At 66.1% G+C, this 24987-nt stretch carries 20 protein-coding genes; 10 read left to right on the top strand and 10 right to left on the bottom strand.

Annotation, left to right across the window (positions count from 1 at the left end):
• Both HZI36_RS23835 and HZI36_RS23840 read right to left on the bottom strand, forming a co-directional pair.
• Positions 1-590 (bottom strand): porin (locus HZI36_RS23835; protein WP_179405138.1); only part of this gene is annotated, 590 nt, incomplete at its 3' end.
• Between the two features lie 50 nt (positions 591-640).
• Entirely contained in the window at positions 641-1687 is a 1047-nt protein-coding gene (locus tag HZI36_RS23840) for a DUF1254 domain-containing protein (protein ID WP_179405139.1), read from the bottom strand.
• 122 nt (positions 1688-1809) lie between these two features.
• Here HZI36_RS23840 and HZI36_RS23845 point away from each other — a divergent pair, with 122 nt between their 5' ends.
• A complete protein-coding gene (locus tag HZI36_RS23845) occupies positions 1810-2556 on the top strand; it encodes a Crp/Fnr family transcriptional regulator (RefSeq protein WP_179405140.1) in 747 nt (248 codons plus the stop codon).
• A 118-nt stretch (positions 2557-2674) separates the two neighbouring features.
• Here the strand turns inward: HZI36_RS23845 and HZI36_RS23850 are convergent, their stop codons facing one another.
• The 4 genes from HZI36_RS23850 to HZI36_RS23865 all read right to left on the bottom strand — a co-directional run bounded on the left by HZI36_RS23850 (position 2675) and on the right by HZI36_RS23865 (position 6994).
• A complete protein-coding gene (locus HZI36_RS23850) occupies positions 2675-3793 on the bottom strand; it encodes an ABC transporter ATP-binding protein (RefSeq protein ID WP_179405141.1) in 1119 nt (372 codons plus the stop codon).
• 99 nt (positions 3794-3892) lie between these two features.
• Entirely contained in the window at positions 3893-4750 is an 858-nt protein-coding gene (locus HZI36_RS23855) for a carbohydrate ABC transporter permease (RefSeq protein ID WP_179405142.1), read from the bottom strand.
• Positions 4740-5678 carry an ABC transporter permease subunit gene (locus HZI36_RS23860; RefSeq protein ID WP_179405143.1) on the bottom strand — a complete coding sequence of 313 codons (939 nt, stop codon included), beginning with the start codon at positions 5676-5678 and terminating at the stop codon, positions 4740-4742. Before HZI36_RS23860 ends, HZI36_RS23855 begins: the two co-directional genes overlap by 11 nt.
• 71 nt (positions 5679-5749) lie before the next feature.
• Entirely contained in the window at positions 5750-6994 is a 1245-nt protein-coding gene (locus HZI36_RS23865; protein WP_179405144.1) for an ABC transporter substrate-binding protein, read from the bottom strand.
• Between the two features lie 257 nt (positions 6995-7251).
• On the opposite strand from HZI36_RS23865, the gene zwf reads away from it, so the two are divergent.
• From zwf to HZI36_RS23880, 3 genes are all read left to right on the top strand, one after another.
• Complete coding sequence (zwf, locus tag HZI36_RS23870) at positions 7252-8721, top strand: glucose-6-phosphate dehydrogenase (protein WP_179405145.1); 1470 nt, start codon at positions 7252-7254, stop codon at positions 8719-8721.
• 92 nt (positions 8722-8813) lie between these two features.
• The gene (gene pgl, locus HZI36_RS23875; protein WP_179405146.1) at positions 8814-9497 is read left to right on the top strand and encodes a 6-phosphogluconolactonase; all 684 of its coding nucleotides are present in this window, start codon (positions 8814-8816) and stop codon (positions 9495-9497) included.
• Entirely contained in the window at positions 9475-11388 is a 1914-nt protein-coding gene (locus HZI36_RS23880) for a bifunctional transcriptional regulator/glucokinase (RefSeq protein WP_179405147.1), read from the top strand. Before pgl ends, HZI36_RS23880 begins: the two co-directional genes overlap by 23 nt.
• A 101-nt stretch (positions 11389-11489) precedes the next feature.
• Here the strand turns inward: HZI36_RS23880 and HZI36_RS23885 are convergent, their stop codons facing one another.
• A complete protein-coding gene (locus HZI36_RS23885) occupies positions 11490-12707 on the bottom strand; it encodes a Bcr/CflA family multidrug efflux MFS transporter (RefSeq protein ID WP_179405148.1) in 1218 nt (405 codons plus the stop codon).
• A gap of 308 nt (positions 12708-13015) precedes the next feature.
• Between HZI36_RS23885 and hemL the strand changes: the two genes are divergently transcribed.
• Genes hemL through HZI36_RS23900 form a run of 3 tightly spaced genes read left to right on the top strand, consistent with a single transcriptional unit; the run spans position 13016 to position 16080 of the window.
• The gene (gene hemL, locus HZI36_RS23890; protein ID WP_179405149.1) at positions 13016-14299 is read left to right on the top strand and encodes a glutamate-1-semialdehyde 2,1-aminomutase; all 1284 of its coding nucleotides are present in this window, start codon (positions 13016-13018) and stop codon (positions 14297-14299) included.
• A 15-nt stretch (positions 14300-14314) separates the two neighbouring features.
• The gene (gene ribD, locus HZI36_RS23895; RefSeq protein WP_179405150.1) at positions 14315-15436 is read left to right on the top strand and encodes a bifunctional diaminohydroxyphosphoribosylaminopyrimidine deaminase/5-amino-6-(5-phosphoribosylamino)uracil reductase RibD; all 1122 of its coding nucleotides are present in this window, start codon (positions 14315-14317) and stop codon (positions 15434-15436) included.
• Positions 15437-15450: 14 nt separating this feature from the next.
• The gene (locus tag HZI36_RS23900; protein ID WP_179405151.1) at positions 15451-16080 is read left to right on the top strand and encodes a riboflavin synthase; all 630 of its coding nucleotides are present in this window, start codon (positions 15451-15453) and stop codon (positions 16078-16080) included.
• 134 nt (positions 16081-16214) lie between these two features.
• Here the strand turns inward: HZI36_RS23900 and HZI36_RS27565 are convergent, their stop codons facing one another.
• Positions 16215-16715, bottom strand: a complete 501-nt coding sequence (locus tag HZI36_RS27565; RefSeq protein ID WP_179405180.1) for a DUF6933 domain-containing protein — start codon at positions 16713-16715, stop codon at positions 16215-16217.
• A gap of 121 nt (positions 16716-16836) precedes the next feature.
• On the opposite strand from HZI36_RS27565, the gene HZI36_RS23910 reads away from it, so the two are divergent.
• From HZI36_RS23910 to HZI36_RS27100, 3 genes are all read left to right on the top strand, one after another.
• A complete protein-coding gene (locus HZI36_RS23910) occupies positions 16837-17181 on the top strand; it encodes a type II toxin-antitoxin system RelE/ParE family toxin (protein WP_059590707.1) in 345 nt (114 codons plus the stop codon).
• Positions 17178-17492, top strand: coding sequence for a helix-turn-helix domain-containing protein (locus tag HZI36_RS23915; protein ID WP_179405152.1), 315 nt, complete (start codon positions 17178-17180; stop codon positions 17490-17492). The genes HZI36_RS23910 and HZI36_RS23915 overlap by 4 nt, the downstream gene beginning before the upstream one ends.
• Before the next feature lie 814 nt (positions 17493-18306).
• The gene (locus tag HZI36_RS27100; protein WP_246327202.1) at positions 18307-18600 is read left to right on the top strand and encodes a GNAT family N-acetyltransferase; all 294 of its coding nucleotides are present in this window, start codon (positions 18307-18309) and stop codon (positions 18598-18600) included.
• 24 nt (positions 18601-18624) lie between these two features.
• Here HZI36_RS27100 and HZI36_RS23925 read toward each other — a convergent pair whose 3' ends face one another.
• A complete protein-coding gene (locus tag HZI36_RS23925) occupies positions 18625-19443 on the bottom strand; it encodes a sulfotransferase family protein (RefSeq protein WP_179405153.1) in 819 nt (272 codons plus the stop codon).
• Between the two features lie 53 nt (positions 19444-19496).
• A complete protein-coding gene (locus HZI36_RS23930) occupies positions 19497-24794 on the bottom strand; it encodes an autotransporter-associated beta strand repeat-containing protein (RefSeq protein ID WP_179405154.1) in 5298 nt (1765 codons plus the stop codon).
• Positions 24795-24987: the final 193 nt, after the last annotated feature.

A 24987-nucleotide genomic window follows, 5' to 3' on the forward strand; every position in this document is an offset into this window, starting at 1 on the left:
CCGACGCCATAGCCCGATCCCGCGGCGGCCGACCCGGCGCGCCCGCCGAACGACCAGTGCGCGGACACGTACAGCGGGCCGAACTGGCCTTCGTACTTCGCCATGTTGTTCTCACGGAAGTTCGCGCCGGCCATCGCGACCACCGGCTCGAACTCGGGCGAGTAATAGGTCGGGGTGTAATCCGCCAGCGCGACGAACATCGACGTGTATTGCCGGCCGAACTCGAGCTTCTGGGTACCCTTGCCGCTACCGAGGCCGACGAATGCCTGCCGGCCGAACAGCAGGCCGCCGTTGCCGAGCGCACCGTTGTCCGGATTGAACTGGTTCTCGAGGGTGAAGAACGCGGAGTAGCCGCCACCCAGATCCTCCGTGCCGCGCAAGCCGAAACGGGAGCTGGCGATGCCGGCAGGGTTCATCTGAAATTGCCTGCCCGACGCGCCGGGGATGATCGTGCCGTTGTTCGTGCCTTGTACGTGATTGACGAACTGGATGTCGGTCGTCACCATCCCGTAAAGCGTGACGGACGACTGCGCGTGCGCGCCGCTCGCCAATGCAAGGGTTGCCACGCCGGCCAAATGACGTTTCTTCAAGTCTCCTCCGATTGCTCATTGTGATGGGTGGTCGATGCGCACGGCCCGCGTCAATTCACCGGCCGGGCCTCGGGAAACTTCCAGGCGCCGCTGAGAATTTCCGCGCGCGGCTGGTACATCCGCTCCAGGTAGTTCCAGCCCGGCGTGATCGGCAGGCAGTTGGCGATCTTGCCGCTCTCGCAACCGCCGAACTGGACGGTGATCGCACCGTCGCTGTCGCGCTTGGCCGTCACGTTGTTGATCGTGTAGGCACCTTCGGCGTTCTTCTCGAAATAGCCTTTGGCGTTGTAGACGCTGATCGACCAGAAGGCGTTCACAGGCGCGTCCTTGAGGCTCAGCCGATAGATCGTCTTGCCATCGTTCTGCCTGGGGGTGATGCTCACGTAGGTCGCTTCCTTTTCCGGCAGCCCGCCCCAGCCGAACGCGGTCCCGAGCAGGTGCCTCACCGGATCCACCTCGCTTCTGGTGCCGAACGTCCTGTCGGCATTCGGCGTGGTGGCCGCGAGTTCGAGCAGCGGCTCGCGCACCTTCTTGAGGCTGGCCGGATCCCATTGAGGCAGTTCGAGCTTGCCGGTTTCTTTCTGGCTGACCTTGATCGCATCCTGCAGCGCATGGACTTGCTTGAGGTCGTCCGCGCTGGCGGGGTCGACGAACATGCGGACGATGGCGATCGCGTAGCGCGTGCCGACGTTCTCCCTGGTCAGGGTGTACGTGCCGCCGCCATGGTAGAGGGCCTGGGTGTAGTGGTCCTCGTCGAGGACCGCCAGCGACACGTAGCGCTTGCCCGGGTCGGGCATCGTGATGGTCACCGGGCCGGCGTCGAGATCGAACACGCCGTTGCTGTACAGCGTGTCCCGGTTCATCCGAATGACGGACTGCTTGTCGATCGGTGCGAGTTCGCGGCTGTGATTCAGCTTGCCAACGCCGCCAGGTTTCGAGAGCTTCACGATGTAGCTGTCGGTTTCCGCCCGGACGAAATTGTCGACTGTGACGGCCGCGGCGGACGGCGCGGGCGTTTGCGCATTCGCGTGGCATGCGATGGCGAAAGCACTGATGCCCAGCACGGCAGCCGTGAAAGCCAGGGATTGGTCTTTCATTGTCGATGTCTCCTTGGGGTGGAACGTCGTTATGATGGTTGTGGTTGACAAATCGGTCCATGGTAGACCACGGGGCGTGGATTATTCTGTCAACCGCGCAACCAATTTTTCAGAATCGCGTCATGGAAAACCCGCAACAGAAATCGCAGAGCCAGCGTGAGAAGATCGAACAAGGGTTGCGCAGTTGTCCGATGTTTCACGACTGGCCGGCCGATCGTCTGTGGGAGTTGTCGCTCTCCGCGCGCCTCGCGCGCTATCGACGAGATACGCAGATACTGGTTTGCGAGGGCACTCCGCGAGACATTCTTCTAGTCGTGTCGGGGTCGGTCGAACTCGGGGCGACGAACGCCACTGGGGACAAGTACCTGCTGGCGGTGCTGGAGCCCGGCCAGGTCGTGCAGCTGGCGCATCTGCTGATGGAACAGGAAGACGTGCCGTCGCCGTACGTCTACCATGCCCGCAAGGATTCGCAGATTATCCACATTCCGTCCGCCGCCATGCGACGATTGCTGGATGCGGAGCCAACGCTCTGGCGAAGCGTCGCGCTCCTCGTACTGCGGCGGCATCGTCTTTCAACCAGGAGCCTCAAGGATAGGGCGATTCGCTCCATTCGGCGCCGTCTGGCCATCGCGCTGATGAATCTCGCGAAAGACTATGACAGTCGGGAGACCGACGTCTATCGCACCGAATTGCACATCTCGCAGACCGACTTGGCCAACATGCTCAAAGTGTCCAGGCAGACGGTCGGCAAGGAACTGAGACGACTGCAGGATGAGGGGGGCGTGAATCGCAGCGGCGGATACAACCGGATTTCACTGAACATCCCCGGGCTGAAGCGTATCGTGCAGGAAGATGAATGCGCCGAGTAACCGTCCGCCGAGTCGAGCGCATTCATCAATGCTTGAACCAACCAGCGTGCCGCAAAAAACACGAGGGGCCGTTCGTCGAACGGCCCCTCTTCGTTGGCGACACACCGCGCGGGCCGCGTCAGGCGATCCGCGCCTCCGACGCCGGATCGAACAGCACCGCCTTCGACGTATCGAACAGCAGCGACAGCGTCTGCGCCGGCTGCGGATTCGCGGCCGGGTGCACGCGCGCGACGATCCGCTTGCCGTTCACCTGCGCGAACACGTGCGTATCCGGGCCGGTCGGCTCGGTCACGTCGACGCGCACATCGATCGGCTGAAGATGCGCGCCGCCGCCGTCGTGCGCATGCCGCACGTCGGTGATCCGCTCCGGGCGCAGGCCGAGGATCACGTCGCGGCCGATGTGCGACTTCAGCTTCGCCGCGTCGAACGGCAGCGTCAGCACGCCGCGCGACACACCGGTGTCGATCTCGAGCGCAACGCCCGCGCCCTGCTCCGCCAGCCGGCCGTTGATGAAGTTCATCGGCGGCGCGCCGATGAAGCCCGCGACGAACAAATTCGACGGCGAATCGTAGATGTCCTGCGGCGCGCCGAACTGCTGGACGACACCATCCTTCATCACCGCGATCCGGTCGCCGAGCGTCATCGCCTCGATCTGGTCGTGCGTCACGTAGACGATCGTCGTGCCGAGGCGCTGATGCAGCAGCTTGATCTCCGCGCGCATCTCGATGCGCAGCTTCGCGTCGAGGTTCGACAGCGGCTCGTCGAACAGGAACATCACCGGATCGCGCGCGAGCGCGCGGCCCATCGCGACGCGCTGCCGCTGGCCGCCGGACAGCTGCCCCGGCTTGCGGTCGAGCAGATGCTGGATCTGCAGCATCTGCGCGACACGATCGACAATCTGGTTCTGCTCGTTCTTCGGCACCTTGCGGATGTTCAGGCCGAACGAAATGTTGTCGCGCACCGACATCGACGGATACAGCGCGTACGACTGGAACACCATTGCAATGTCGCGATCCTTCGGCGACAGGTCGTTGACGACCTTGTCGCCCATCAGGATCTCGCCGCTCGTCACCGTCTCGAGGCCGGCGATCATGTTGAGCAACGTGGATTTCCCGCAGCCCGAACCGCCGACGAGGATCAGGAACTGGCCGTCCTCGATCTCGATGTCGACACCCTTCAGGACCGGCACCCCGTTCGGGTAGGTCTTGTACACGTCGCGAATGGAAAGGCTTGCCATGCTTGTTTCCTTTGTCTCCAGCGGCGCGGCGAAAAAGCCGCGCCGTCTCGTTGCGATGCGCCGCGCGTCACGCGCTCGGCAGATGCTTCGTTGCTGCGCTCAACCCTTCACCGCGCCCGCCGTCAGGCCGCGCACGAAATAGCGGCCGGCAATCACGTAGACGAGCAGCGTCGGCAGCGCGGCGATGATCGCGCCCGCCATGTCGACGTTGTATTCCTTCACGCCGGTCGACGTGTTCACGAGGTTGTTCAGCGCGACCGTGATCGGCATCGAGTCGACGCCGGAGAACACGATGCCGAACAGGAAGTCGTTCCAGATTTGCGTGAACTGCCAGATCACGCACACCATGAAGATCGGCAGCGACACCGGCAGCAGGATCTTCAGGAAGATCGTGAAGAAGCCCGCGCCGTCGATGCGCGCCGCCTTCACGAGCTCGGCCGGAATGCTCACGTAGAAGTTGCGGAAGAACATCGTCGTGAACGCGATCCCGTACACGACGTGCACGAAGATCAGGCCGGGAATCGTGTTCGCGAGCCCGAGCATGCCCTCGAGGCGCGCCATCGGCAGCAGGATCACCTGGAACGGGATGAAGCAGCCGACGAGCAGCATCGTGAACAGCGCGTCCGCGCCGCGAAAGCGCCAGTGCGTGAGCACGTAGCCGTTGAACGCGCCGACGAGCGACGAGATCAGCACGGCCGGGATCACCATCTCGACCGAGTTCAGGAAGAACGGCTTCATCCCGTCGCAGCGCACGCCGGTGCACGCGCCGCTCCACGCCTTCACCCACGGATCGAAGGTCCAGTGCGTCGGCGGCGTCAGCAGATTGCCGGTGCGCAGCTGGTCAAGATCCTTGAACGACGTCGACAGCATCACGTACAGCGGGAACAGGAAGTACAGCGCGAACAGGATCAGCGCCGCGTAGATCACCGCGCGGCTGATGGTCATCTTAGGCTGCATTGCGGGTGCTCCTCGATTCCATATACATGAGCGGCACGAGCACCGCGACGACGGTCGCGAGCATCATCACCGACGACGCCGCGCCGACGCCCAGCTGACCGCGGCTGAACGAGAACGTGTACATGAAGATCGCCGGCAGCGACGACGACGTGCCCGGCCCGCCCGCCGTCAGCGCGACGACGAGGTCGAAGGTCTTGATCGTGATGTGGCAGAGGATCAGCAGCACCGAGAAAAACACCGGGCGCATGCTCGGAATCACGATCTTGCGGTAGATCGTCGGCAGCGTCGCGCCGTCGACCTGCGCGGCCTTGAAGATCTCCGCGTCGACGCCGCGCAGGCCTGCCAGGAACAGCGCCATCACGAAGCCGGTCGATTGCCAGACGGCCGCGATCACGACGCAGAAGATCGCCTTGTCCGGATCGTCGAGCCAGCCGAACGAGAAGCTCGACCAGCCCCAGTCGTGCATCACCTTCTCGAGGCCGAGGCCGGGATTCAGGATCCACTGCCACGCGGTGCCGGTCACGATGAACGACAGCGCCATCGGATACAGGAACACCGCGCGCAGCGCGCCTTCGTTGCGGATCTTCTGGTCGAGCAGGATCGCCAGGAACAGGCCGAGGAACACGCAGATGCCGATGAACGGAATCCCGAACCAGCCGAGGTTCGCGGCGGACGTCCACCAGACGTCGTTCTGGAACAGATCCGTATAACGGCCGAAGCCGTCGAACGTGTAGTTCGGCAACAGCCGCGAGTGGGTCAGCGACAGATAGCCGGTAATCGCGATGAAGCCGTAGATGAACACGACGGCGATCGCCACGCTGGGCGCGAGCACCAGCTTCGGAATCCAGCGGTCGGCGAGTGCCGACAGCGGCGACGCGCGTCGTGCGACGGTCGCGCCGGATCCATTTCCGCTAAGAGGGGAAGCCACTTGATTCGACTCCTGAAACGAGAGGTGACGCGGCCCGGCATGCCGGGCCGCCCGACGTGCGCCGTCGCGCGTTACTTCACCTTCGCGGCCTTCGCGAGCTGCTCGACCGCCGTCTTCGGATCTTCCGACGAGTTCATGAACTTCGTCACGACGTCGGTGATCGCGCCGGCGGTCGCATCACCCTGCGCCATCCCGTGCGCGAGCGACGGCACGTAGCCGCCCGCCTTGATCGCGGTCTGCTCGTCCGCATACGACTTCTTCGCGCAGTCGTCGAACTTGTCCATCTTCACGCCAAGGCGCACCGGGATCGAACCCTTCAGCAGGCTGAACTGCTCCTGGAACGCCGGCGACATGATCGTCTTCGCGAGCGCGAGCTGGCCCGGCGTCGCGTTGCTGCCGCCCTTCTGCTGGAAGAACACGAACGAGTCGACGTTGTACGTGTACGCGCTCGCGGTGCCCGGCACCGGCGCGCACACGTAGTCCTTGCCCGACTTCTTGCCGGCGTTCTCGAACTCGCCCTTCGCCCAGTCGCCCATGAACTGCATGCCGGCCTTGCCGTTGATGACCATCGCGGTCGCGAGGTTCCAGTCACGGCCGTTGCGGCCGCTGTCGAAGTAGCCCTGGATCTTGCGCACGGTGTTGAACACGTCGAGCATCTGCGGCGACGTCAGCGTCTTCTGGTCGAGGTCGACGAGCGCCTTCTTGTAGAACGCCGGCCCCTGCGACAGCACGACGTCTTCCCACAGCGTCAGGTCCTGCCACGGCTGGCCGCCCATCGCGATCGGCATGATGCCGGCCGCCTTCATCTTGTCGGCGACCGCGAAGAATTCGGGCCAGGTGGCGGGCGGCTGCGCGTGCACCTTGTCGAGCGCGGCCTTGTTGATGTAGAGCCAGTTCACGCGGTGCACCGAGAACGGCGCGCCGACGTAATGGCCCTTGTATTTCATGATCGCGTCGATCTGCGGCGGCAGGTTCGCCTTCCAGTCGCCGGCGGCGGCATCGATGTTGACGAGCACGCCCTGATCCGCCCAGTCCTGAATCAGCGGGCCCTTGATCTGCGCGGCCGACGGCGCGTCGCCGGAGATCACCTTCGTCTTCAGCGCGGTCATCGCCGCCGCGCCGGCACCGCCCGCGACCGCGAAGTCCTTCCACACGTAGCCCTGCTTCTGCAGGTCGTCCTTCAGCGCGCCGACGGCCTTCGCCTCGCCGCCCGACGTCCACCAGTGCAACACCGTCACATTCTCGGCCGCCTGCGCGTTGACGCCGGCCATCAGACCCGCGGCGCACAGCGCACCCATGATCGCGCGAACTTTCATTACTTGTCTCCTCCAGAGTGAATCAACTCGTCAGGCTCCCGGATCGGGAGATTGTGTCATCGATGTCCGATACCATCCGGCACATCGCGCGCCGTTCCCGCGAAGCGGGCGCGGCGGCATCGGCCCCGCTGCATTTTTTTCTTCGCACGGGTGCTATCCATTGCGGCGGATTGTAGTTAAACTACAATTCAGTGTCAAAATTATTTTTATCGGACTACGGCATCACCCCCGGTCACCCACTCTCCCGGCAAAGACACATGCAAACCGATTCCAGCTTCACCTTCGTTCTGTTCGGCGGCACCGGCGATCTGTCGATGCGCAAGATCCTCCCCGCGCTGTTCGAGGCGCATCGCGGCAACATGCTGGCGGAGAGCGGGCGGATCGTCTCGGTCGCGCGTCATGACACGGATCTCCCCGGCTATCTCGAATGGGTCGAGGAACATGTGAAGCCGCACGCGATGAAAGCCGCGCGCGGCGCGTTCGACGAAGCGGCGTGGAAAAGTTTCGTCGCGCGGCTCGTCTACGTGCCGCTCGATGCGGGCCGCGTGGAGGACTACGCGGCGCTGCGCGACGTGATCGCGCCGCTGCCCGGCATCCGCGTGTTCTACCTGGCGACGGGCCCGTCGCTGTTCGAGCCGATCTGCGAGGCGCTCGCGTCGGTCGGGCTGAACCAGGGCGCGCGGATCGTGCTCGAGAAGCCGCTCGGCTATGATCTGCGCTCGTCGAACGAGATCAACGACGCGGTCGGCCGGATCTTCGCGGAAGAGCAGATCTACCGGATCGACCACTATCTCGGGAAAGAGCCGGTGCAGAATCTGCTCGCGCTGCGCTTCGGCAACGCGCTGTTCGAGCCGCTGTGGCGCCGCGAATGGGTCGAGAGCATCCAGATCACGATCGCCGAGCAGCTCGGGGTCGAAGCGCGCGGCGATTTCTACGACAATACCGGCGCGCTGCGCGACATGGTGCAGAACCACCTGCTGCAGTTGCTGTCGATCGTCGCGATGGAGCCGCCGCACTCGATGGATTCCGACTCGGTGCGCGACGAGAAGCTGCGCGTGCTGCGGGCGCTGAAGCCCGTCGATTCACGCGACATCGGCAAGGTCGCGGTGCGCGGGCAGTATCATGCGGGCGTCGTCAAGGGGCAGCAGGTGCCCGGCTACGCGACCGAGCCCGGCGTGAAACCCGACAGCGCAACCGAGACGTTCGTCGCGCTGAAGGTCGAGATCGAGAACTGGCGCTGGGCCGGCGTGCCGTTTTTCCTGCGCACCGGCAAGCGGCTCGCGGAGCGCGTTGCGGAGATCGTCGTGAACTTCCGTCCGGTGCCGCACTCGGCGCTCGGGTCGTCCGCGTTGCGGCCGGGCGCGAACCGGCTCGTGATCCGCCTGCAGCCGAACGAAACGATTCGCCTGTACTGCCTCGCGAAGCAGCCCGGCGAAGGGATGAACCTCGCGAGCGTGCACCTCGACCTCGCGTTCGACCAGTTCTTCAAGGAAGGGCAGATGGAGGCGTACCAGCGCCTGCTGCTCGACGTGATCAACGGCCGCCTGGCCCTCTTCGTGCGGCGCGACGAGCAGGAAGCCGCGTGGCTGTGGGTCGAGCCGATCCTGAACGAATGGGCGAGCTCGCTGAAGCCGCCGAAGCCGTATGCGGCCGGCACCTGGGGCCCCGCCGCGTCGAGCGCGATGCTCGCGCAGCACGGCACCTGCTGGCTCGAAGAGGAAAATTGACGGTATACCGGGCGCGGTGCGAAGCCGCGCCCGGGCGCAGTCGCTATAAGATTCACGAAGTTCCACGACAACAATTGCAGTCCGGAGGAGATGTGATCGACATCCACGCTTTCGACACCCAGGAAGCGCAATGCACGGCCCTCGCGGTCGCGGTCGGCGACGCGCTGCGCGCGGCGCTCGCCGACGCATCCGCGCGCGCGACGCTCGCGGTATCGGGCGGCACGAGCCCGCGCCCGTTCCTGCAGACGCTGTCCGGCGCGGCGCTGGACTGGCCGCGCATCGACGTCACGCTCGTCGACGACCGCTGGGTGCCCGAGACCGACGCCGCGAGCAACGCGCGCCTCGTGCGCGACACGCTGCTGCAGCGCGACGCCGCGCGCGCGCCGTTCCTGCCGCTCGTCGACACCGCCGCCGCGCTCGACGCGCACGTCGCCACGCTGAACGCGAATCCCGCTTACCGGCTGCCGACCGTCGCGGTGCTCGGCATGGGCGAGGACGGCCATACCGCGTCGATCTTCGCGGACGCGCCCGAGTGGGAGCACGCGACGTCGACCGCCGAGCGCTTCGTCGCGGTTCATCCGGGCGCGGCGCCGCATCCGCGCGTGAGCCTGTCGCTCGACGCGCTCAAGCATATCGACCGGCTGTTCCTGCTGATCGCGGGCGGCCGCAAGCGTGACGTGCTCGAAGCCGCGGCCGCGGCGCCGCAGCGCAACGCGATTTCGAAACTAGCCAACGACAAGGGGATCAAGCTCGATGTCTACTGGTGCGCCCATTAACGTCGCCGCGTCCCCGCACGCCGACGGCCCGCGCCTGCTCGCCGACATCGGCGGGACCAACGCGCGCTTCGCGCTCGAGACCAGTCCCGGCGCGATCTCGCAGATCCGCGTGTATCCGGTCGGCGAGTTTCCGACGCTCGCCGACGCGATCCGCAAGTATCTGAAGGACGTCAAGATCAACCGCGTGAATCACGCGGCGGTCTCGATCGCGAACCCGGTCGACGGCGACCAGGTCAGCATGACGAACCACAACTGGAGCTTCTCGATCGAGGCGACGCGGCGCGCGGTCGGCTTCGACACGCTGCTCGTCGTCAACGATTTCACCGCGCTCGCGATGGCGCTGCCGGCGCTCACCGACGCGCAGCGCATGCAGATCGGCGGCGGCACGCGCCGGCAGAACGGCGTGATCGGCCTGATGGGGCCGGGCACCGGGCTCGGCGTATCCGGGCTGATCCCGACCGACGACCGCTGGATCGCGCTCGGCAGCGAAGGCGGCCACGCGTCGTTCGCGCCACAGGACGAGCGCGAGGATCTCGTGCTTCAGTACGCGCGCACGAAATTCCCGCACGTGTCGTTCGAGCGCGTGTGCGCGGGGCCGGGGATCGAGCTGATCTACCGCGCGCTCGCCGCGCGCGACAAGAAGCGCGTCGCGGCCAACGTCGATCCCGCGCACGTCGTCGAGCGCGCGCACGAAGGCGATGCGCTCGCGCTCGAAGCCGTCGAGTGCTTCTGCGGGATTCTCGGCTCGTTCGCGGGCAGCCTCGCGCTGACGCTCGGCTCGCTGGGCGGCGTGTACGTCGGCGGCGGCGTCGCGCTGAAGCTCGGCGAGTTGTTCGTGCGCTCGCCGTTCCGCGCGCGCTTCGAGGCGAAGGGCCGCTTCTCCGCGTATCTCGAGAACGTGCCGACCTACCTGATCACCGCCGAGTATCCGGCGTTCCTCGGCGTGTCGGCGATTCTCGCCGAGCAGCTGTCGAACCGGTCGGGCGGCGCGTCGTCGGCGGTGTTCGAGCGGATCCGCCAGATGCGCGACGCGCTGACGCCGGCCGAGCGCCGCGTCGCCGATCTCGCGCTGAACCATCCGCGCTCGATCATCAACGATCCGATCGTCGACATCGCACGCAAGGCCGACGTGAGCCAGCCGACCGTGATCCGCTTCTGCCGCTCGCTCGGCTGCCAGGGGCTGTCCGACTTCAAGCTGAAACTCGCGACGGGGCTGACCGGCACGATTCCGATGAGCCACAGCCAGGTGCATCTGGGCGACGACGCGACCGACTTCGGCGCGAAGGTGCTCGACAACACGGTGTCGTCGATCCTGCAGTTGCGCGAGCATCTGAACTTCGAGAACGTCGAGCGCGCGATCGAGGTGCTGAACGGCGCGCGACGGATCGAGTTCTATGGGCTCGGCAACTCGAACATCGTCGCGCAGGACGCGCACTACAAGTTCTTCCGCTTCGGCATCCCGACGATCGCGTACGGCGACCTGTACATGCAGGCCGCGTCGGCCGCGCTGCTCGGCAAGGGCGACGTGATCGTCGCGGTGTCGAAGTCGGGGCGCGCGCCGGAGCTGCTGCGCGTGCTCGACGTCGCGATGCAGGCGGGCGCGCAGGTGATCGCGATCACGTCGAGCAACACGCCGCTCGCGAAGCGCGCGACGGTCGCGCTCGAGACCGATCACATCGAGAACCGGGAATCGCAGATGTCGATGATCTCGCGGGTGCTGCATCTGCTGATGATCGACATTCTCGCGGTGGGCGTCGCGATCCGGCGCGCGGCGCCGAACGCGGAGCTGTCCGAGGCGCTCGCGCAGGCGAAGTCCCGCGGCGGCGACGACGAGGCGGCGGACGTGCTCGACTGGCTGAGCCACGGCGCGTCGCCGACGGCGAGGGATTGAGCGGGACGTCTTCGTGGCGCGTTGCTTCGCGCGCAGTAATGAAAAACGCCGCCGGGGTTCGGTTCATCGGATCCCGGCGGCGTTTTTCCAGGCATCGAAAGTCACCCGCCCCCCTTCACCGGCCGCCCGTGCCACTTCAGCACGAGCAGCCGCCCGACGAAGCACAGCACGCCGGTCGTGCCGATCGTGACGCCCATCGCGAACGGCGTGCCGTCGGCGAGCGCGCCGATCGCGACGCTCGCGAGCGCGCCGAGCGCAAGCTGCATCGCACCGAACACCGCCGCCGATGCGCCCGCGTTGTGCGGATAGCGCAGCATCAGGTCGGTCGTGCAGTTCGCGGACAGGATGCCGACGACGCCGACGACGAAGAACAGGCAGCACACGATCGACCACAGCCCGCCCCAGCCGGTCAGCGCGACGAGCGCGACCGCGAGCGACGCGACGCAGCTCACGAGCGACGCGGCCGCGATGAGCCGCAGCGAGCCGATCCGGCCGACGAGCCGCGTGTTCGCGAAGTTGCCGATCATGATGCCGATCACGTTCAGGCCGAACAGAAATCCGTAATGCTGCGGCGACACGTGGAAGTAGTCGATGTAGACGAACGGCGTCGCGGTGATGTACGCGAACATCGACGCGAACGCCATCCCGCCGCACAGCATGTGCCCCCACGCGACCGGATCGGCGAGGATGTGCCCGTACGACGCGAACGAGCTCAGCACCGCCGAGGTCTTGCGCTTCTCCTTCGGCCAGGTTTCCGGCACGCGCAGGAACGCCATCGTCGCGCACAGCGCGCCGAACAGCGCGAGCACGACGAACACGCCGCGCCAGCCGGCGAAGCGCAGTATCTGCCCGCCGACGAGCGGCGCGAGCAGCGGCCCGACCGCGGTGACGATCGCGACCATCGACAGCACCTTCGCGGCGTCGGTCGGCTCGTGCGCGTCGCGCGCGATCGCGCGTGCGAGCACCGATGCCGCGCCCGCGCCGAGCGCCTGCAGGAAGCGCACGACGATCAGCACGTCGATCGACCCGGACACGAAGCATGCGACGCTCGCGAGCGCGAACAGCACGATCCCGCCGAGCAGCACCGGGCGCCGCCCCCAGGTATCCGACAGCGGGCCGTACAGCAGCATCCCGATCGAGAAGCCGGCCATGAAGCTCGTCAGCGTGCGCTGCGCGGCCGCGGGGCCGACGCCGAAGCCGTCCGCGATCGACGGCAGGCTCGGCAGATACATGTCGGTGGCGATCGGCCCGCAGGCGGCGAGCGCGCCGAGCAACAGGATCAGCCGGGCATCGGGCCGGCGCCGGACAACGTGGGGCATGGGAAATCCGCAGGGAAGCGGCTGGCGCGCCGGGTGACGCGCAGCCTGGTCAGGCAGGGCATGGCGGCGACTTCGGGCCGGCGCCGTCCCGAGATTGTACGCGCCCCTTTCAGATCGCATCCGGGCTTTCGGCCCAGCCGGTCGTCCGAGCGTCGCGGAGCCCGGCCGCCCCCGGGCGCGCCTTGCCCCGCGCGGCGCCGCGCCGCTGGCGGGCAGGCGGCCCGCGGCGCGCGTCTCCGGTACAATCGGACGATCTCGTTTCGCTTGCGCGCGGCAGCCCGCGCGCGCTTCTCTCGCAGGTTTCGTCCATGTCGAACAATCAGATCCTCTTCGAACGCGCCCAGAAAACCATCCCCGGCGGCGTCAACTCGCCGGTCCGCGCGTTCCGCTCGGTCGGCGGCACGCCGCGCTTCGTCGCCCGCGCGCAGGGCCCGTACTTCTGGGACGCCGACGGCAAGCGGTACATCGACTACATCGGCTCGTGGGGGCCGATGATCGTCGGCCACGTGCATCCGGAAGTGCTCGACGCCGTGCAGCGCGTCCTCGCCGACGGCTTCTCGTTCGGCGCGCCGACCGAGGCCGAGATCGAGATCGCCGAGGAGATCTGCAAGCTCGTGCCGTCGATCGAGCAGGTGCGGATGGTGTCGAGCGGCACCGAGGCGACGATGAGCGCGCTGCGCCTCGCGCGCGGCTTCACCGGCCGCAGCCGGATCGTCAAGTTCGAGGGCTGCTATCACGGCCATGCGGACAGCCTGCTCGTGAAGGCCGGCTCGGGCCTGCTCACGTTCGGCAACCCGACGTCGGCCGGCGTGCCCGCCGACATCGCGAAACACACGACGGTCCTCGAATTCAACAACGTCGCCGCGCTCGACGAAGCGTTCGGCGCGTTCGGCGACGAGATCGCCGCGGTGATCGTCGAGCCGGTCGCCGGCAACATGAACCTCGTGCGCGGCACGCCCGAGTTCCTGAACGCGCTGCGCGCGCTGTGCACGAAGCACGGCGCGGTGCTGATCTTCGACGAGGTGATGTGCGGCTTCCGCGTCGCGCTCGGCGGCGCGCAGGCGCACTACGGGATCACGCCCGACCTCACCTGCCTCGGCAAGGTGATCGGCGGCGGGATGCCGGCCGCCGCGTTCGGCGGGCGCCGCGACATCATGGCGCACCTCGCGCCGCTCGGCGGCGTCTATCAGGCGGGCACGCTGTCGGGCAATCCGATCGCGGTCGCCGCGGGCCTGAAGACGCTGCAGCTGATCCAGGCGCCCGGCTTCTACGATGCGCTGACCGCGCAGACGAAGCGCGTCGCCGACGGTCTCGCGGCCGAGGCGCGCGCGGCCGGCGTCGCGTTCTCGGCCGACTCGATCGGCGCGATGTTCGGCCTCTATTTCACCGAGCGCGTGCCGGCGAGCTTCGCGGACGTCACGAAGAGCGACATCGCGCGCTTCAACCGCTTCTTCCATCTGATGCTCGACGAGGGCGTCTATTTCGCGCCGTCCGCGTATGAGGCCGGCTTCGTGTCGAGCGCGCACGACGACGCGGTGGTCGACGCGACGCTCGCCGCCGCGCGCCGCGCGTTCGCCGCGCTCGCCGCCTGACCGGGAGCCGCGCGGATGTTCTCGGAGACCGATTTCGCGCAGATGCAGCGCGCGCTCGCGCTGGCCGCGCGCGGGATGTATACGACGACGCCGAATCCGCGCGTCGGCTGCGTGATCGTGCAGGACGGCGTCGTGATCGGCGAAGGCTTCACGCAGCCGGCCGGCCACGACCACGCGGAAATCCAGGCACTGAAGGACGCGCGCGCGCGCGGCCACGACGTGGCCGGCGCAACCGTCTACGTGACGCTCGAGCCGTGCAGCCACTTCGGCCGCACGCCGCCGTGCGCGAACGCGCTGAGCGACGCGCGCGTCGCGAAGGTCGTCGCCGCGATGGAGGATCCGAATCCGCAGGTATCCGGGCGTGGCCTGTCGATGCTGCGCGATGCCGGCATCGACGTGCGCTGCGGCCTGCTCGCGCACGAGGCGGGCGAGCTGAACATCGGCTTCGTGTCGCGGATGACGCGTGGCCGGCCGTGGGTTCGGATGAAGAGCGCCGCGTCGCTCGACGGCCGCACCGCGCTGCCGTCCGGCGAGAGCCAGTGGATCACCGGCGACGCCGCGCGGCTCGATGGCCATGCGTGGCGCGCGCGCGCGTGCGCGATCCTGACCGGGATCGGCACCGTGCGCGAGGACAATCCGCAGCTGACCGTGCGCGGCATCGACACGCCGCGCCAGCCGCGGCGCGTGCTGATCGACAGCCGGCTCGAGCTGCCGCTCGACGCGCGGCTGCTCGAAGGCGCACCGTTGCTGATCTTCTGCGGCGCGCTCGACGACGCGGCGAACGCGCGCGCGGCTGAGCTTAAGGCGCGCGGTGCGGAGATCGTGCCGCTGCCGAACGCGCGCGGCAAGGTCGATCTGCCCGCGATGCTCGCGGCGCTCGGCCAGCGCGGGATCAACGAACTGCACGTCGAGGCGGGCCACAAGCTGAACGGCTCGCTGCTGCGCGAAGGATGCGTCGACGAGTTGCTCGTGTACCTCGCACCGACGCTGCTCGGCGCCGACGCGGCCGGCATGTTCGATCTCGCCGCGCCGCCACGGCTCGATGAGCGTACGCGGCTCACGTTTCACAGTTTCGAGCGGATCGGCGACGATCTGCGGATTCTGGCGCGTTTCGCGCCGCCCACCGCCTCTCATTGAACGGAATCGTCACGATGTTTACCGGAATTGTCGCGGCCGTCGGCCGTATCGAATCGATCAAGCCGCTCGGCACGTCGCCGGACGCGGGCGTGCGCCTGAGCGTGCACGCGGGCGGGCTCGACCTCGCCGACGTCGCGCTCGGCGACAGCATCGCGATCCAGGGCGCGTGCATGACGGTGATCGAGAAGCGCGCCGACGCGTTCGACGTCGACGTATCGCGCGAGAGCCTGAACCGCACGGCCGGGCTCACGGACGTCGGCGACGTCAATCTCGAGAAGGCATTGCGCGCACACGACCGGCTCGGCGGGCATCTGGTGTCGGGGCACGTCGACGGGCTCGGCACGGTGTCGCATTTCGCGCCGGTCGGCGAGTCGCACGAGCTGCGGATCGTCGCGCCGCGCGAACTCGGCCGCTATCTCGCGTACAAGGGGTCGATCACGGTCAACGGCGTGAGCCTGACCGTCAATTCGGTCGCGGATAGTCAGGAAGGCTGCGAGTTTTCGATCAATCTGATTCCGCATACGGTCGAAGTGACGACGCTGCGGCATTTGAAGGCGGGGACGAAGGTCAATCTCGAGGTTGATTTGATTGCGCGGTACACCGAAAGGATACTGTCGGCGGCAACGCCCACACAACGTCGCTGACCGCTGCGGGAAGCATCGTTCCGCGAGCAGTCGCCCCATCGGCGACTGGGTAACTCTCGGGCCCTTTGCACCCGCCGCGTCGGGTATCAGCCCTTCGGTCCGCTCAAAACGGACTACGCCGCGGCAACTCGCGATCAGGCGCCCACGCCCCCATCGCTGGCCAACTCTTTCAATGCTCGCTCCGGCGACACGGGGCCCTTGTAAAGCGGGCTGCATGGCGTGCGCGCCAGTTTTAGCGACAGGTCGATGAGTGCGGTCGGTTCGCCGTGGGCGCGATAGGCGTCAGCGAGATATGCGAACTCCGTCATGATGCCAACAACGCTGCGATTTTGCGTCTTCGCGTATTTGACGACCTGCATTTCGCATACTTCCGAGTCGATGAACGAACGCGGCACTCCGTGGGCGGCCAGTATATCCACCAGAGCCCCCGGAAACCTAACCGCTAGACTAGCCGCCGGAGCCAACGGCATGAGCACAGGCAATAGCGTCCGCTCATTCACAAGCATCGCAACCTGCGGCCGCCATGGCAAAACAGTTGCATACCAGTTACCAAGCTTCGCGGTGCTACTTCCTACCTCGAGCACCTCGGGATTCAGGCGTTTGAGCAACTTGTGAGTGCAGTAAAGACACAGCATAGAAAAAGGGAACAGTCCTACCAAGAGAAGATGTACGCCGAGCGAACAAGCGTGGTTCGGCCCGGCCCGCTCTCCAACGCATGTCCTTTGCAATTATACGCAGGTAGCGTACAATTCACCGATGCACGCGACCTTCATCGAACTGCCGCCATTTTCCCGTGAACGCGAGAACTACCTCGCGGATGATGAGTACGCCGTGCTGCAGAAAGAGCTGCTGGCTAATCCCGAGGCCGGTGACTTGATCAAGGGAACCGGCGGTCTGCGGAAGCTGAGGTTCGCTGACAAACGCCGCCAGAAAGGCAAACGCGGTGGCCTACGAGTGATCTATTACTACTGGGTTAGCGGTTATCAATTCTGGTTGTTCACGCTGTACGACAAGGATGAAATGGCAGACCTAACCAGTGACGAGCGGAAAGCCTTCGCGAAGCTGCTGGAAAGAGAGGTCACGATACGGAGCAAGCAATGAAGAAGCGAAATCTGTTTGCTGAATTGACTGAGGGTCTCGACGCCCTTGCTGCCGAGCGCGAAGAGAAAATCACACTGCGCAAGATCAAGGCCGAGGTGCCCGATGCGCTCGACGTCTCGCCGGCCGAAATCAAGGCCGTGCGCGAAGCATCTCACGCATCTCAAGCTGTCATGGCCCGAAGCCTGCGCATCAACGTGCGCACGTATCAGAATTGGGAACAAGGCAAGGCCAAGCCCAACGCACAGGCCGCCACGCTGATCCGACTGGTCGCCAAACACCCGGAAACGCTTCAGATGCTGGAAACGCTCTGAATGATGTCCGATTGCAGGCACCGTCCAGCATCGCCTATCATCGTCGCGCTACATGCAGCGCGACACGACGGTATTGCTGACGGTATACGAGCGGCCTTTCTCGACCCCGCCTATTTGGGGCGTGGCTTTCCCGCCAGACCCAACATAATTGCGCGGTATGTCGAAAGGATGCTGGCGGCGGCGTCGCCGATACAACGTAGCTGACCGCTGCGACGGCTCTCGCATCACGACGATTTTTTCGCTGCGTGACAAGTCGTCTATCGGGCGGCGACTTTGTCACCCTTGGACGCTTTGCACTCAGCGCATCGGGTATCAGTTCTCGCGTCCACTCGAACCGGACTAGGCGGTAGCAGTTCGCAATCAAGCGGCTGCGCCGCCAACACTCGTCAACTCTTTCAACGCGCGCTCCGGAGACACGGGCCCCTTGTAGATAGAAGATGTACGCCTATTGTGCCAACATGACGTACATCTGAAGGAGTATTTCATGAGCACATCTACCCGTTCCGCCCGCCTGGGCTCGATCGTCCGACCCAAGACAATGCGGGCTTGAAGGAGTTGTTCTCCCGAACGGCGCCTTGGGAGAACTGATGTCGCTGTCCGCACTGCAAGCACTAGGCGCCAGCCATGTATTGGAGGGCTTCGATTGCGGCAAGCCCGGACTGAATGACTGGCTCCTGCGCCATGCGCGGCAGGCGCAAGCTAGTGGCTCGGCCAAGACCTACGTCGTTACCGAAGATCGGCGCCTAGTTGGATACTACAGCCTAGCGGTAGGACAGATCGATACGCTGAGGCGCCCGATCGAGTCCGCAAAGGGATGAGCGCCTATCCAATACCTGTGGTGATCCTTGCTCGGCTGGCGGTGGCAATGCAGGACCATGGGCGTGGTATCGGAATCGGCATGCTGCAAGATGCAATCCGGCGCACAGTGGCCATCGCCGAACAAGGCGGCGTTCGCGCGCTGCTGACGCACCCGATCGATGAGGATGCAGCTCGGTTTTATCTGCGTTTCGGATTTGAAGCTTCACCGGTGCGAGAGCAGCAATTGCTGCTGTTGCTCAAGGACGCTCGTCGACTACTCATGCCTGCTGCATCGGGCAAACAGAAGTAGGGATCGTCTATCGATGTTTCGCTACTACACGATCCGTACACCGCGCCGGTTGCTCCCCGGACGTTTCCAGAATGCGTCGTTCTCGAAGCGACTGACGAGCTCCGGCGGCAGAATCGTGTCGCGTGACGGCGGCGCCACGCGCGCCCTGACCTCGTGCAGTCCGGGCATGCCGGCGCGCAGATCGAATTCGTCGCCGCCGTCATACGCGACGTGCTCGAAATCATGCTGAAAGTACGGCTCGTCGATGAACCCGTAGATCGCCTCCATCACCTTGCCCGGCTCGCGCGTCAGCGTGTCGTACTGCACCAGCATCAACCGGTCGGCATCATCGCCGTAAAACGCCTCCTTCAGCGCGTCGTATGCATAGCCGACCATGCCGTCCATGCTCACGAGCCCGTTCGCACGCGTATAGACCGTGCCGCCCGCCGTGTAGTTGAAGATCGACGACGGGCTGAACGCGTTCTTGCGCACCAATCGCTCGATGCTGTCGATGATCCAGTGGATCTCCCGCACGCACGCGATCACGCGACTCGCCGGCATCAGGCGCCGCAGCGCCGGCAGCCGCGTCGTCCACGTGCGGTTCGTATCGAAAATCACGTCGGCGCGGATCTCCGGGCCGTAGTAGTTTTCGAACACGCCGTTGAGCAGTCGCGCGCGCTGCGCGTCGCTGATGAACACGGACGTCTCGTTGCGCTGGCTCATTTCGCTGAGCAGCGTCGAGAACAAGCCGCCCACCGGACTCATCATGCCCGCGTGGAAACGCGGGTTCTGCCGCAGCAGCGCCGCCAGCAGCGTCGAGCCCGAGCGCGGCAATCCGGAAATGAAGTGAAAGGTACGCGACATGCACCGCTCCGTCAGCTGCCCGTTCGTCAGATTCGCCAAATGCGCCAGGTCCGTCAGAATCGATATGCCACGTTCAGGCTTGCTTGCTGAGCCGACGCGTGGGTCGTGTTGATCAGCGCATCATAGCTGAGCGAGCACGTCAGGTTCTTCCCCGGATGCATCGCGACGCTCGCGCCCGCCGTCAGGTAGCCGCGCGGCAGGCTGGTGCCCGGCGCCGCGAACAGCGTGCCGTCCTGCGCGGCGACGCTCACCGCCCGGTTCGCGCTCAGCAGCTCGTGCGCATAGGCGACGCGCAACTCGACGTTCACCGGCGTCAGCGCATCGCCGAATGCTTTGTCGAGCGTCACGCCCGCGTACGGCTGAAGACTGCGGACGTTGTCCGTGCGCACACTCAGGTCCTGCCCGCCCGCGCCGCTCTCGCCGAAACCGTTCGCATGGAAGTACGCGAAACGCAGCCCGAGCGTCGGCGTCACCGTCACGCTGCCGAGTTCGAGCGGCACGCTCGCCTGGCCGCCCAGGTTGAATTCCTGCCCGATGTGGTCGCCTTCGGCCGTGCCGACCGCGCCGAACGGCCGCTTCTGCGACAGAAAGTCGAGGCCCGCGCCGAGCGTCGCGGCGAGGTCCACCTGACCGACGCGGCGCGCGCCGTACAGCGCGGCCCGCAACGTATCGGTTGTGCCGGAATCGCCGGTGAGCTGCTCGTCGACGTCGGCGTGATCGTAGCCGGCCGCGAAGCCGAGCGTATAGTCGCCGCGCTGCTGGTCGATACCCGCGAGGAACCCGTAGCGGGCCGCCTGAAAACCCGGCGCACCGTTCGTGCCGCCAATCTTCGTCTGCCCGCCGGTGGCCGTGATCCATGCAGACGGTGCGCCGCCGCCGGGCTGCTGCGCGTGCGCGAGCAACGCGGCTTCCTGCGCCTGCGCACCAAGCACGGCAGTGGTGCCCATCGCCGTATAGATGCTGATGTCCCGCGGCGCGACCACGACCGGCTGGAGCGGCGTCGGCGCGGCCAGTTCAAGTGCCACGGTGTCCGGTCCATAGATGACCGACTGCGTGAGCGGGCCCAGATACCCGGTACCGGCGCTCGTGACGCGATCGAACTTCCCGCTCACGCTACCGGCGGAGACGAGCGTGTATTGCCGCGCGGTGTAGGTGCCCGGGTCATAGGAGATCGCCAGCGTGCCGGCCAACGCGGAACCGCCGCCGACCTTCAGCTCGGAAGCGGCATTCGGACTCACTTCGACGGCGAGCGTGCCGCCACTCGCCTGCGCGTAGTTGCCGGCCACCGTCAGCGTGCCGATCGAGCCGCCGGGCGCCAGCGTGCCCGCGTTGCTGACATTGCCGCCGACTGTGCCGTGGCCGCGCAACGTGCCGCCGGCATCGACGACGACGTTGCCGCCGAGGACGGCCGACGGCGTATCGATGTCGCCGACTTCGAGCAGGCCACCAGCCACTTCAGTGGTGCCGGCGAACGACGAACTGTTGCCGTTCAGGATCAGCGCGCCGCTGTTGGGGCCGAGCGTCAATGTGCCCGTGCCGGTGAACGCACCGGCGAACGTGCCGCCGGCGTTGGTGAGCGTGAGTTGCCGGCTGCCGAGCGCGACTGTGCCGGCGCCCGCGAGATTCGTGATCGACGCGCCGATAGTCGTGTTCGAAATGTCGAACGTGCCGTTGTCGGTCACGCCACTCGAAGCGGCAATGCCGCCGGAGCCGGACAGCGCGAGTGTCGCGCCGCCGCCGATCGCCGTCGCACCGGTGTAGGTGTTCGCGCCGCTCAGCGTCTGCGCTCCGCCGCTCACTGCGACGCCGCCTCGACCGGCGATCGTGCCGCCAAAAGCGCCGTTCGCATGGGACAACGTGAGCGTATTCGCGCCGAGCGTGACATTCGTACCGGTAACGCCGCTCAACGTGCCGAGCGTCTGATTGCCGGCTGCGCTGATGTCGAAGCCACTTCCGGACGCCGCGAGCGTCATCGCGCCGGTTGATGCGAGGCTGCCGCCCGCACCGATCGCCAATGTACCGCCGCGGATCGTCGTACCGCCGGTGTAGGTGCTGGCGCCCGTCAGCGTTACGGTGCCGGGGCCGGTAATGGCCACCGTGCCGCTGCCCGAAATCGTACCGGCGTAGGTCCCATTGCCGCTCTGATTGAATACGAGCGCGGCGTTATCCGCGATGTTGCCTTGCAGGCTAGTCGTATCGCCTTGTAGCGTGCCCGCACTGATCGTCGTGCCGCCGTTGTAGGTGTTCGCGCCGGTCAACGTCACCGTGCCGGGGCCGGAAATCGCCACCGTGCCGCTGCCCGAAATCGCGCCGGCGTAGGTCCCATTGCCGCTCTGGTTGAATACAAGCGCAGCGTTGTCCGCGATGTTGCCTTGCAGGCTCGTCGTATCACCTTGCAGCGTGCCCGCGCTGATCGTCGTGCCACCGTTATAGGTGTTCACGCCGGTCAACGTCACCGTGCCAGGGCCGGTGATCGCCACCGTGCCGCTGCCCGAAATCACACCCGCATAGGTCCCATTGCTGCTCTGATTGAAGACGAGCGCAGCGTTGTCCGCGATGTTGCCTTGCAGGCTAGTCGTATCGCCTTGCAGCGTGCCCGCACTGATCGTCGTGCCGCCGTTGTAGGTGTTCGCGCCGGTCAGCGTCACAGTGCCGGGGCCGGTAATGGCCACCGTGCCGCTGCCCGAAATCACACCCGCGTAGGTCCCATTGCCGCTCTGGTTAAACACCAGCGCAGCATTGTCCGTGATGTTGCCTTGCAGGCTCGTCGTATCGCCTTGCAGCGTGCCCGCGCTGATCATCGTGCCGCCGTTGTAGGTGTTCGGGCCGGTCAGCGTCACCGTACCGGGGCCGGAAATCGCCACCGTGCCGCTGCCCGAAATCGCCCCCGCGTAGGTTCCATTGCCGCTCTGATTGAATATGAGCGCGGCGTTGTCGACGATATTGCCTTGCAGGCTCGTCGTATCACCTTGCAGCGTGCCCGCACTGATCGTCGTGCCACCGTTGTAAGTGTTCGCGCCGGTCAGTGTCACCGTGCCAGGGCCGGAAATCGCCACCGTGCCGCTGCCCGAAATCACACCCGCGTAGGTCCCATTGCCGCTCTGGTTAAACACAAGCGCAGCGTTGTCGATGATGTTGCCTTGCAGGCTCGTCGTATCGCCTTGCAGCGTGCCCGCGTTGATCGTCGTGCCGCCGTTGTAGGTATTCGCGCCAGTCAACGTCACCGTGCCAGGGCCGGTAATCGCCACCGTGCCGGTGCCCGAGATCACACCCGCATAGGTCCCATTGCTGCTCTGATTGAATACGAGCGCAGCGTCGTCCGTGATATTGCCTTGCAGGCTCGTCGTATTGCCTTGCAGCGTGCCCGCGCTGATCGTCGTGCCACCGTTATAGGTGTTCACGCCGGTCAACGTCACCGTGCCGGGGCCGGTAATCGCCACCGTGCCGGTGCCCGAAATCACACCCGCGTAGGTCCCATTGCTGCTCTGATTGAATACGAGCGCGGCGTTGTCGATGATGTTGCCTTGCAGGCTCGTCGTATTGCCTTGCAGCGTGCCCGCGCTGATCGTCGTGCCACCGTTGTAGGTGTTCGCGCCGGTCAACGTCACCGTGCCGGGGCCGGTGATCGCCACCGTGCCGCTGCCCGAAATTGCGCCAGCGTAGGTGCCGTTGACGTTCTGATTGAAGACGAGCGCAGCGTTGTCGATGATGTTGCCTTGCAGACTCGTCGTATCGCCCTGCAGCATGCCCGCGTTGACCGTCGTGCCGCCGCTATAAGTATTCGCGCCCGTCAATGTGAGCGTGCCGGCCCCATCCTTGACCACGGCCCCCGCGCCGCCGATCACACCGGCGTAGACGCCCGGCGTCGTCTGATCGAAGTCCACCGACGGCGTTCCCCCGCCATTGCTCGCGAACGTCAGATTGCCGGCGAATGATTCGCTGTTACCGCTCAGTTGCCCTTGCTGAATCGTCCAGTCGATGCCCGCGTTACCAGCACCGGTCAACATCCACGTGCTGCTCCCGGTCTTCGTGTTGTTTGCGAACCCCACGATCAGATCCGCGGCGATCGAGCCGTTGCTGGTGCCGCCCAGCGTCAGCGTGTCGCCGCCGTTGACGGAGCCGCTCGCGCTCACGATATTGCCGACGAAGCTGGCGCCCGAGGTAATCACCAATTGATTGCTTCCGCCGGAGAACAGCACCGAATCGGCCTGACCATTCCCGCTGCCACCGGCAATGGAGCCGCTGGTCACGACCGTTTCTCCACCCCAGCCGCGCACCCCGACGCCCGGCGTGCCGCTCTGCGCACCGCCCGCCGAACTCACAGCGGCGCTACCGCCGGTAATCGACCCCGCGTTATCGAGCGTCGCGGATAGGCCGACCAGGTTGACGCCTGCTCCGCCGCTGCCATAGCCGCCGACCTCGTTCAAGCCGTCCTGAAACGTACCCGGCGCACCGCCGGCGCCGCCCGTAACGGCGCCTCCCGCGACGGTGACGCTCGCGCCGGCCCCCAGCACCAGCACGCCATCGCCGCCGCCGCCGCCGCCGCCCGCATATCCGCCGTTGCCGCCAGCGCCGCCGCTTCCCCCCTGGATCCGGCCACTATTGATCAGTGATACGCCGCCGGTGCCCGACCCGATGATCACACCGGCCCCGCCCCCGCCGCCGCCGCCGGGGTCGCCGTTGGTTGCGTTGCCGTTCGCCGCACTGGCCACCGCATCGCCGCCCGCGCCGCCCACACCACCCGCGATCGTCGTGGAACTCGATACGATCGGCGCTGAATTGCCGTCGTTGATGAAAACGCCCGCGCCACCGCCGCCCCCTGCGCCGCCGACGATGCTCGGCGCGGGCGCGGGCGCGGGCGTGCCGCTGCCGCCCGCGCCCCCCGTGACGGACGTATTGACGCCCACCGATCCGGTCGCGCCGACTAAACCGCCGCTACCGCCGGCCGATGTCGAATTGATCGAGTTGACGTTGAATACGGCGGTCGCACCGGCGCCGCCATTGCCGCTACTCGCGGCACTCCCGGTCATTTCAGATGTGTTGGGATTCCATACGGTCGCATCCCCGCCCGTGCCGTTACCCGAGCCGCCGTCGGGAGACCGGGTGGGACGCATGCCCACGCCACCCGGCGCGCCGCATCCGGACGAATCGGACACCGTACAGACCTGACTCCACGCCGGCGCGCTCGCGCATGCGAGCGCCAGCATCGTCGCCGCCCATGCAACAGGGCGTCGGCGCGGCGCTGAAGCTGTAGACGTCGATGAAGACGAGCCCGGCGCACGCGCAAGCTCGGACGTGACCTGCACGATCCCGAGCGAGCGATTCCATACGAGTCGATAGCGGCGATTCATTCGGTCTTCTCCTTCTTTTTATCCGACTGCATATCGTGGACTTCGCGTCGGGATTGCCCCGCCACGTATTCCCTCGCAATTGGCCGATTGATCTAGTGGCCCCCGCCCATGCTCCCGTGCAGATTGGCCGGCCGGCGGCAGGATCCGAGTATAAGCGCTCGTCCGTCAGAAATCCGTGCGTCGAAATAGCGAC

Origin of the sequence: Burkholderia guangdongensis, from assembly GCF_013403875.1 — a bacterium.
GTDB classification, from domain to species: Bacteria; Pseudomonadota; Gammaproteobacteria; order Burkholderiales; family Burkholderiaceae; genus Burkholderia; species Burkholderia guangdongensis.

What these genes read in the sequence shown, in the direction of transcription:
- HZI36_RS23840 (WP_179405139.1), bottom strand. Translation starts at nt 1,687, where the DNA reads ATGAAAGACCAATCCCTGGCTTTCACGGCTGCCGTGCTGGGCATCAGT.
- HZI36_RS23845 (WP_179405140.1), top strand. Translation starts at nt 1,810, where the DNA reads ATGGAAAACCCGCAACAGAAATCGCAGAGCCAGCGTGAGAAGATCGAA.
- HZI36_RS23850 (WP_179405141.1), bottom strand. Translation starts at nt 3,793, where the DNA reads ATGGCAAGCCTTTCCATTCGCGACGTGTACAAGACCTACCCGAACGGG.
- HZI36_RS23855 (WP_179405142.1), bottom strand. Translation starts at nt 4,750, where the DNA reads ATGCAGCCTAAGATGACCATCAGCCGCGCGGTGATCTACGCGGCGCTG.
- HZI36_RS23865 (WP_179405144.1), bottom strand. Translation starts at nt 6,994, where the DNA reads ATGAAAGTTCGCGCGATCATGGGTGCGCTGTGCGCCGCGGGTCTGATG.
- zwf (WP_179405145.1), top strand. Translation starts at nt 7,252, where the DNA reads ATGCAAACCGATTCCAGCTTCACCTTCGTTCTGTTCGGCGGCACCGGC.
- HZI36_RS23880 (WP_179405147.1), top strand. Translation starts at nt 9,475, where the DNA reads ATGTCTACTGGTGCGCCCATTAACGTCGCCGCGTCCCCGCACGCCGAC.
- HZI36_RS23885 (WP_179405148.1), bottom strand. Translation starts at nt 12,707, where the DNA reads ATGCCCCACGTTGTCCGGCGCCGGCCCGATGCCCGGCTGATCCTGTTG.
- hemL (WP_179405149.1), top strand. Translation starts at nt 13,016, where the DNA reads ATGTCGAACAATCAGATCCTCTTCGAACGCGCCCAGAAAACCATCCCC.
- ribD (WP_179405150.1), top strand. Translation starts at nt 14,315, where the DNA reads ATGTTCTCGGAGACCGATTTCGCGCAGATGCAGCGCGCGCTCGCGCTG.
- HZI36_RS23900 (WP_179405151.1), top strand. Translation starts at nt 15,451, where the DNA reads ATGTTTACCGGAATTGTCGCGGCCGTCGGCCGTATCGAATCGATCAAG.
- HZI36_RS27565 (WP_179405180.1), bottom strand. Translation starts at nt 16,715, where the DNA reads ATGCTGTGTCTTTACTGCACTCACAAGTTGCTCAAACGCCTGAATCCC.
- HZI36_RS23910 (WP_059590707.1), top strand. Translation starts at nt 16,837, where the DNA reads ATGCACGCGACCTTCATCGAACTGCCGCCATTTTCCCGTGAACGCGAG.
- HZI36_RS23915 (WP_179405152.1), top strand. Translation starts at nt 17,178, where the DNA reads ATGAAGAAGCGAAATCTGTTTGCTGAATTGACTGAGGGTCTCGACGCC.
- HZI36_RS27100 (WP_246327202.1), top strand. Translation starts at nt 18,307, where the DNA reads ATGAGCGCCTATCCAATACCTGTGGTGATCCTTGCTCGGCTGGCGGTG.
- HZI36_RS23925 (WP_179405153.1), bottom strand. Translation starts at nt 19,443, where the DNA reads ATGTCGCGTACCTTTCACTTCATTTCCGGATTGCCGCGCTCGGGCTCG.
- HZI36_RS23930 (WP_179405154.1), bottom strand. Translation starts at nt 24,794, where the DNA reads ATGAATCGCCGCTATCGACTCGTATGGAATCGCTCGCTCGGGATCGTG.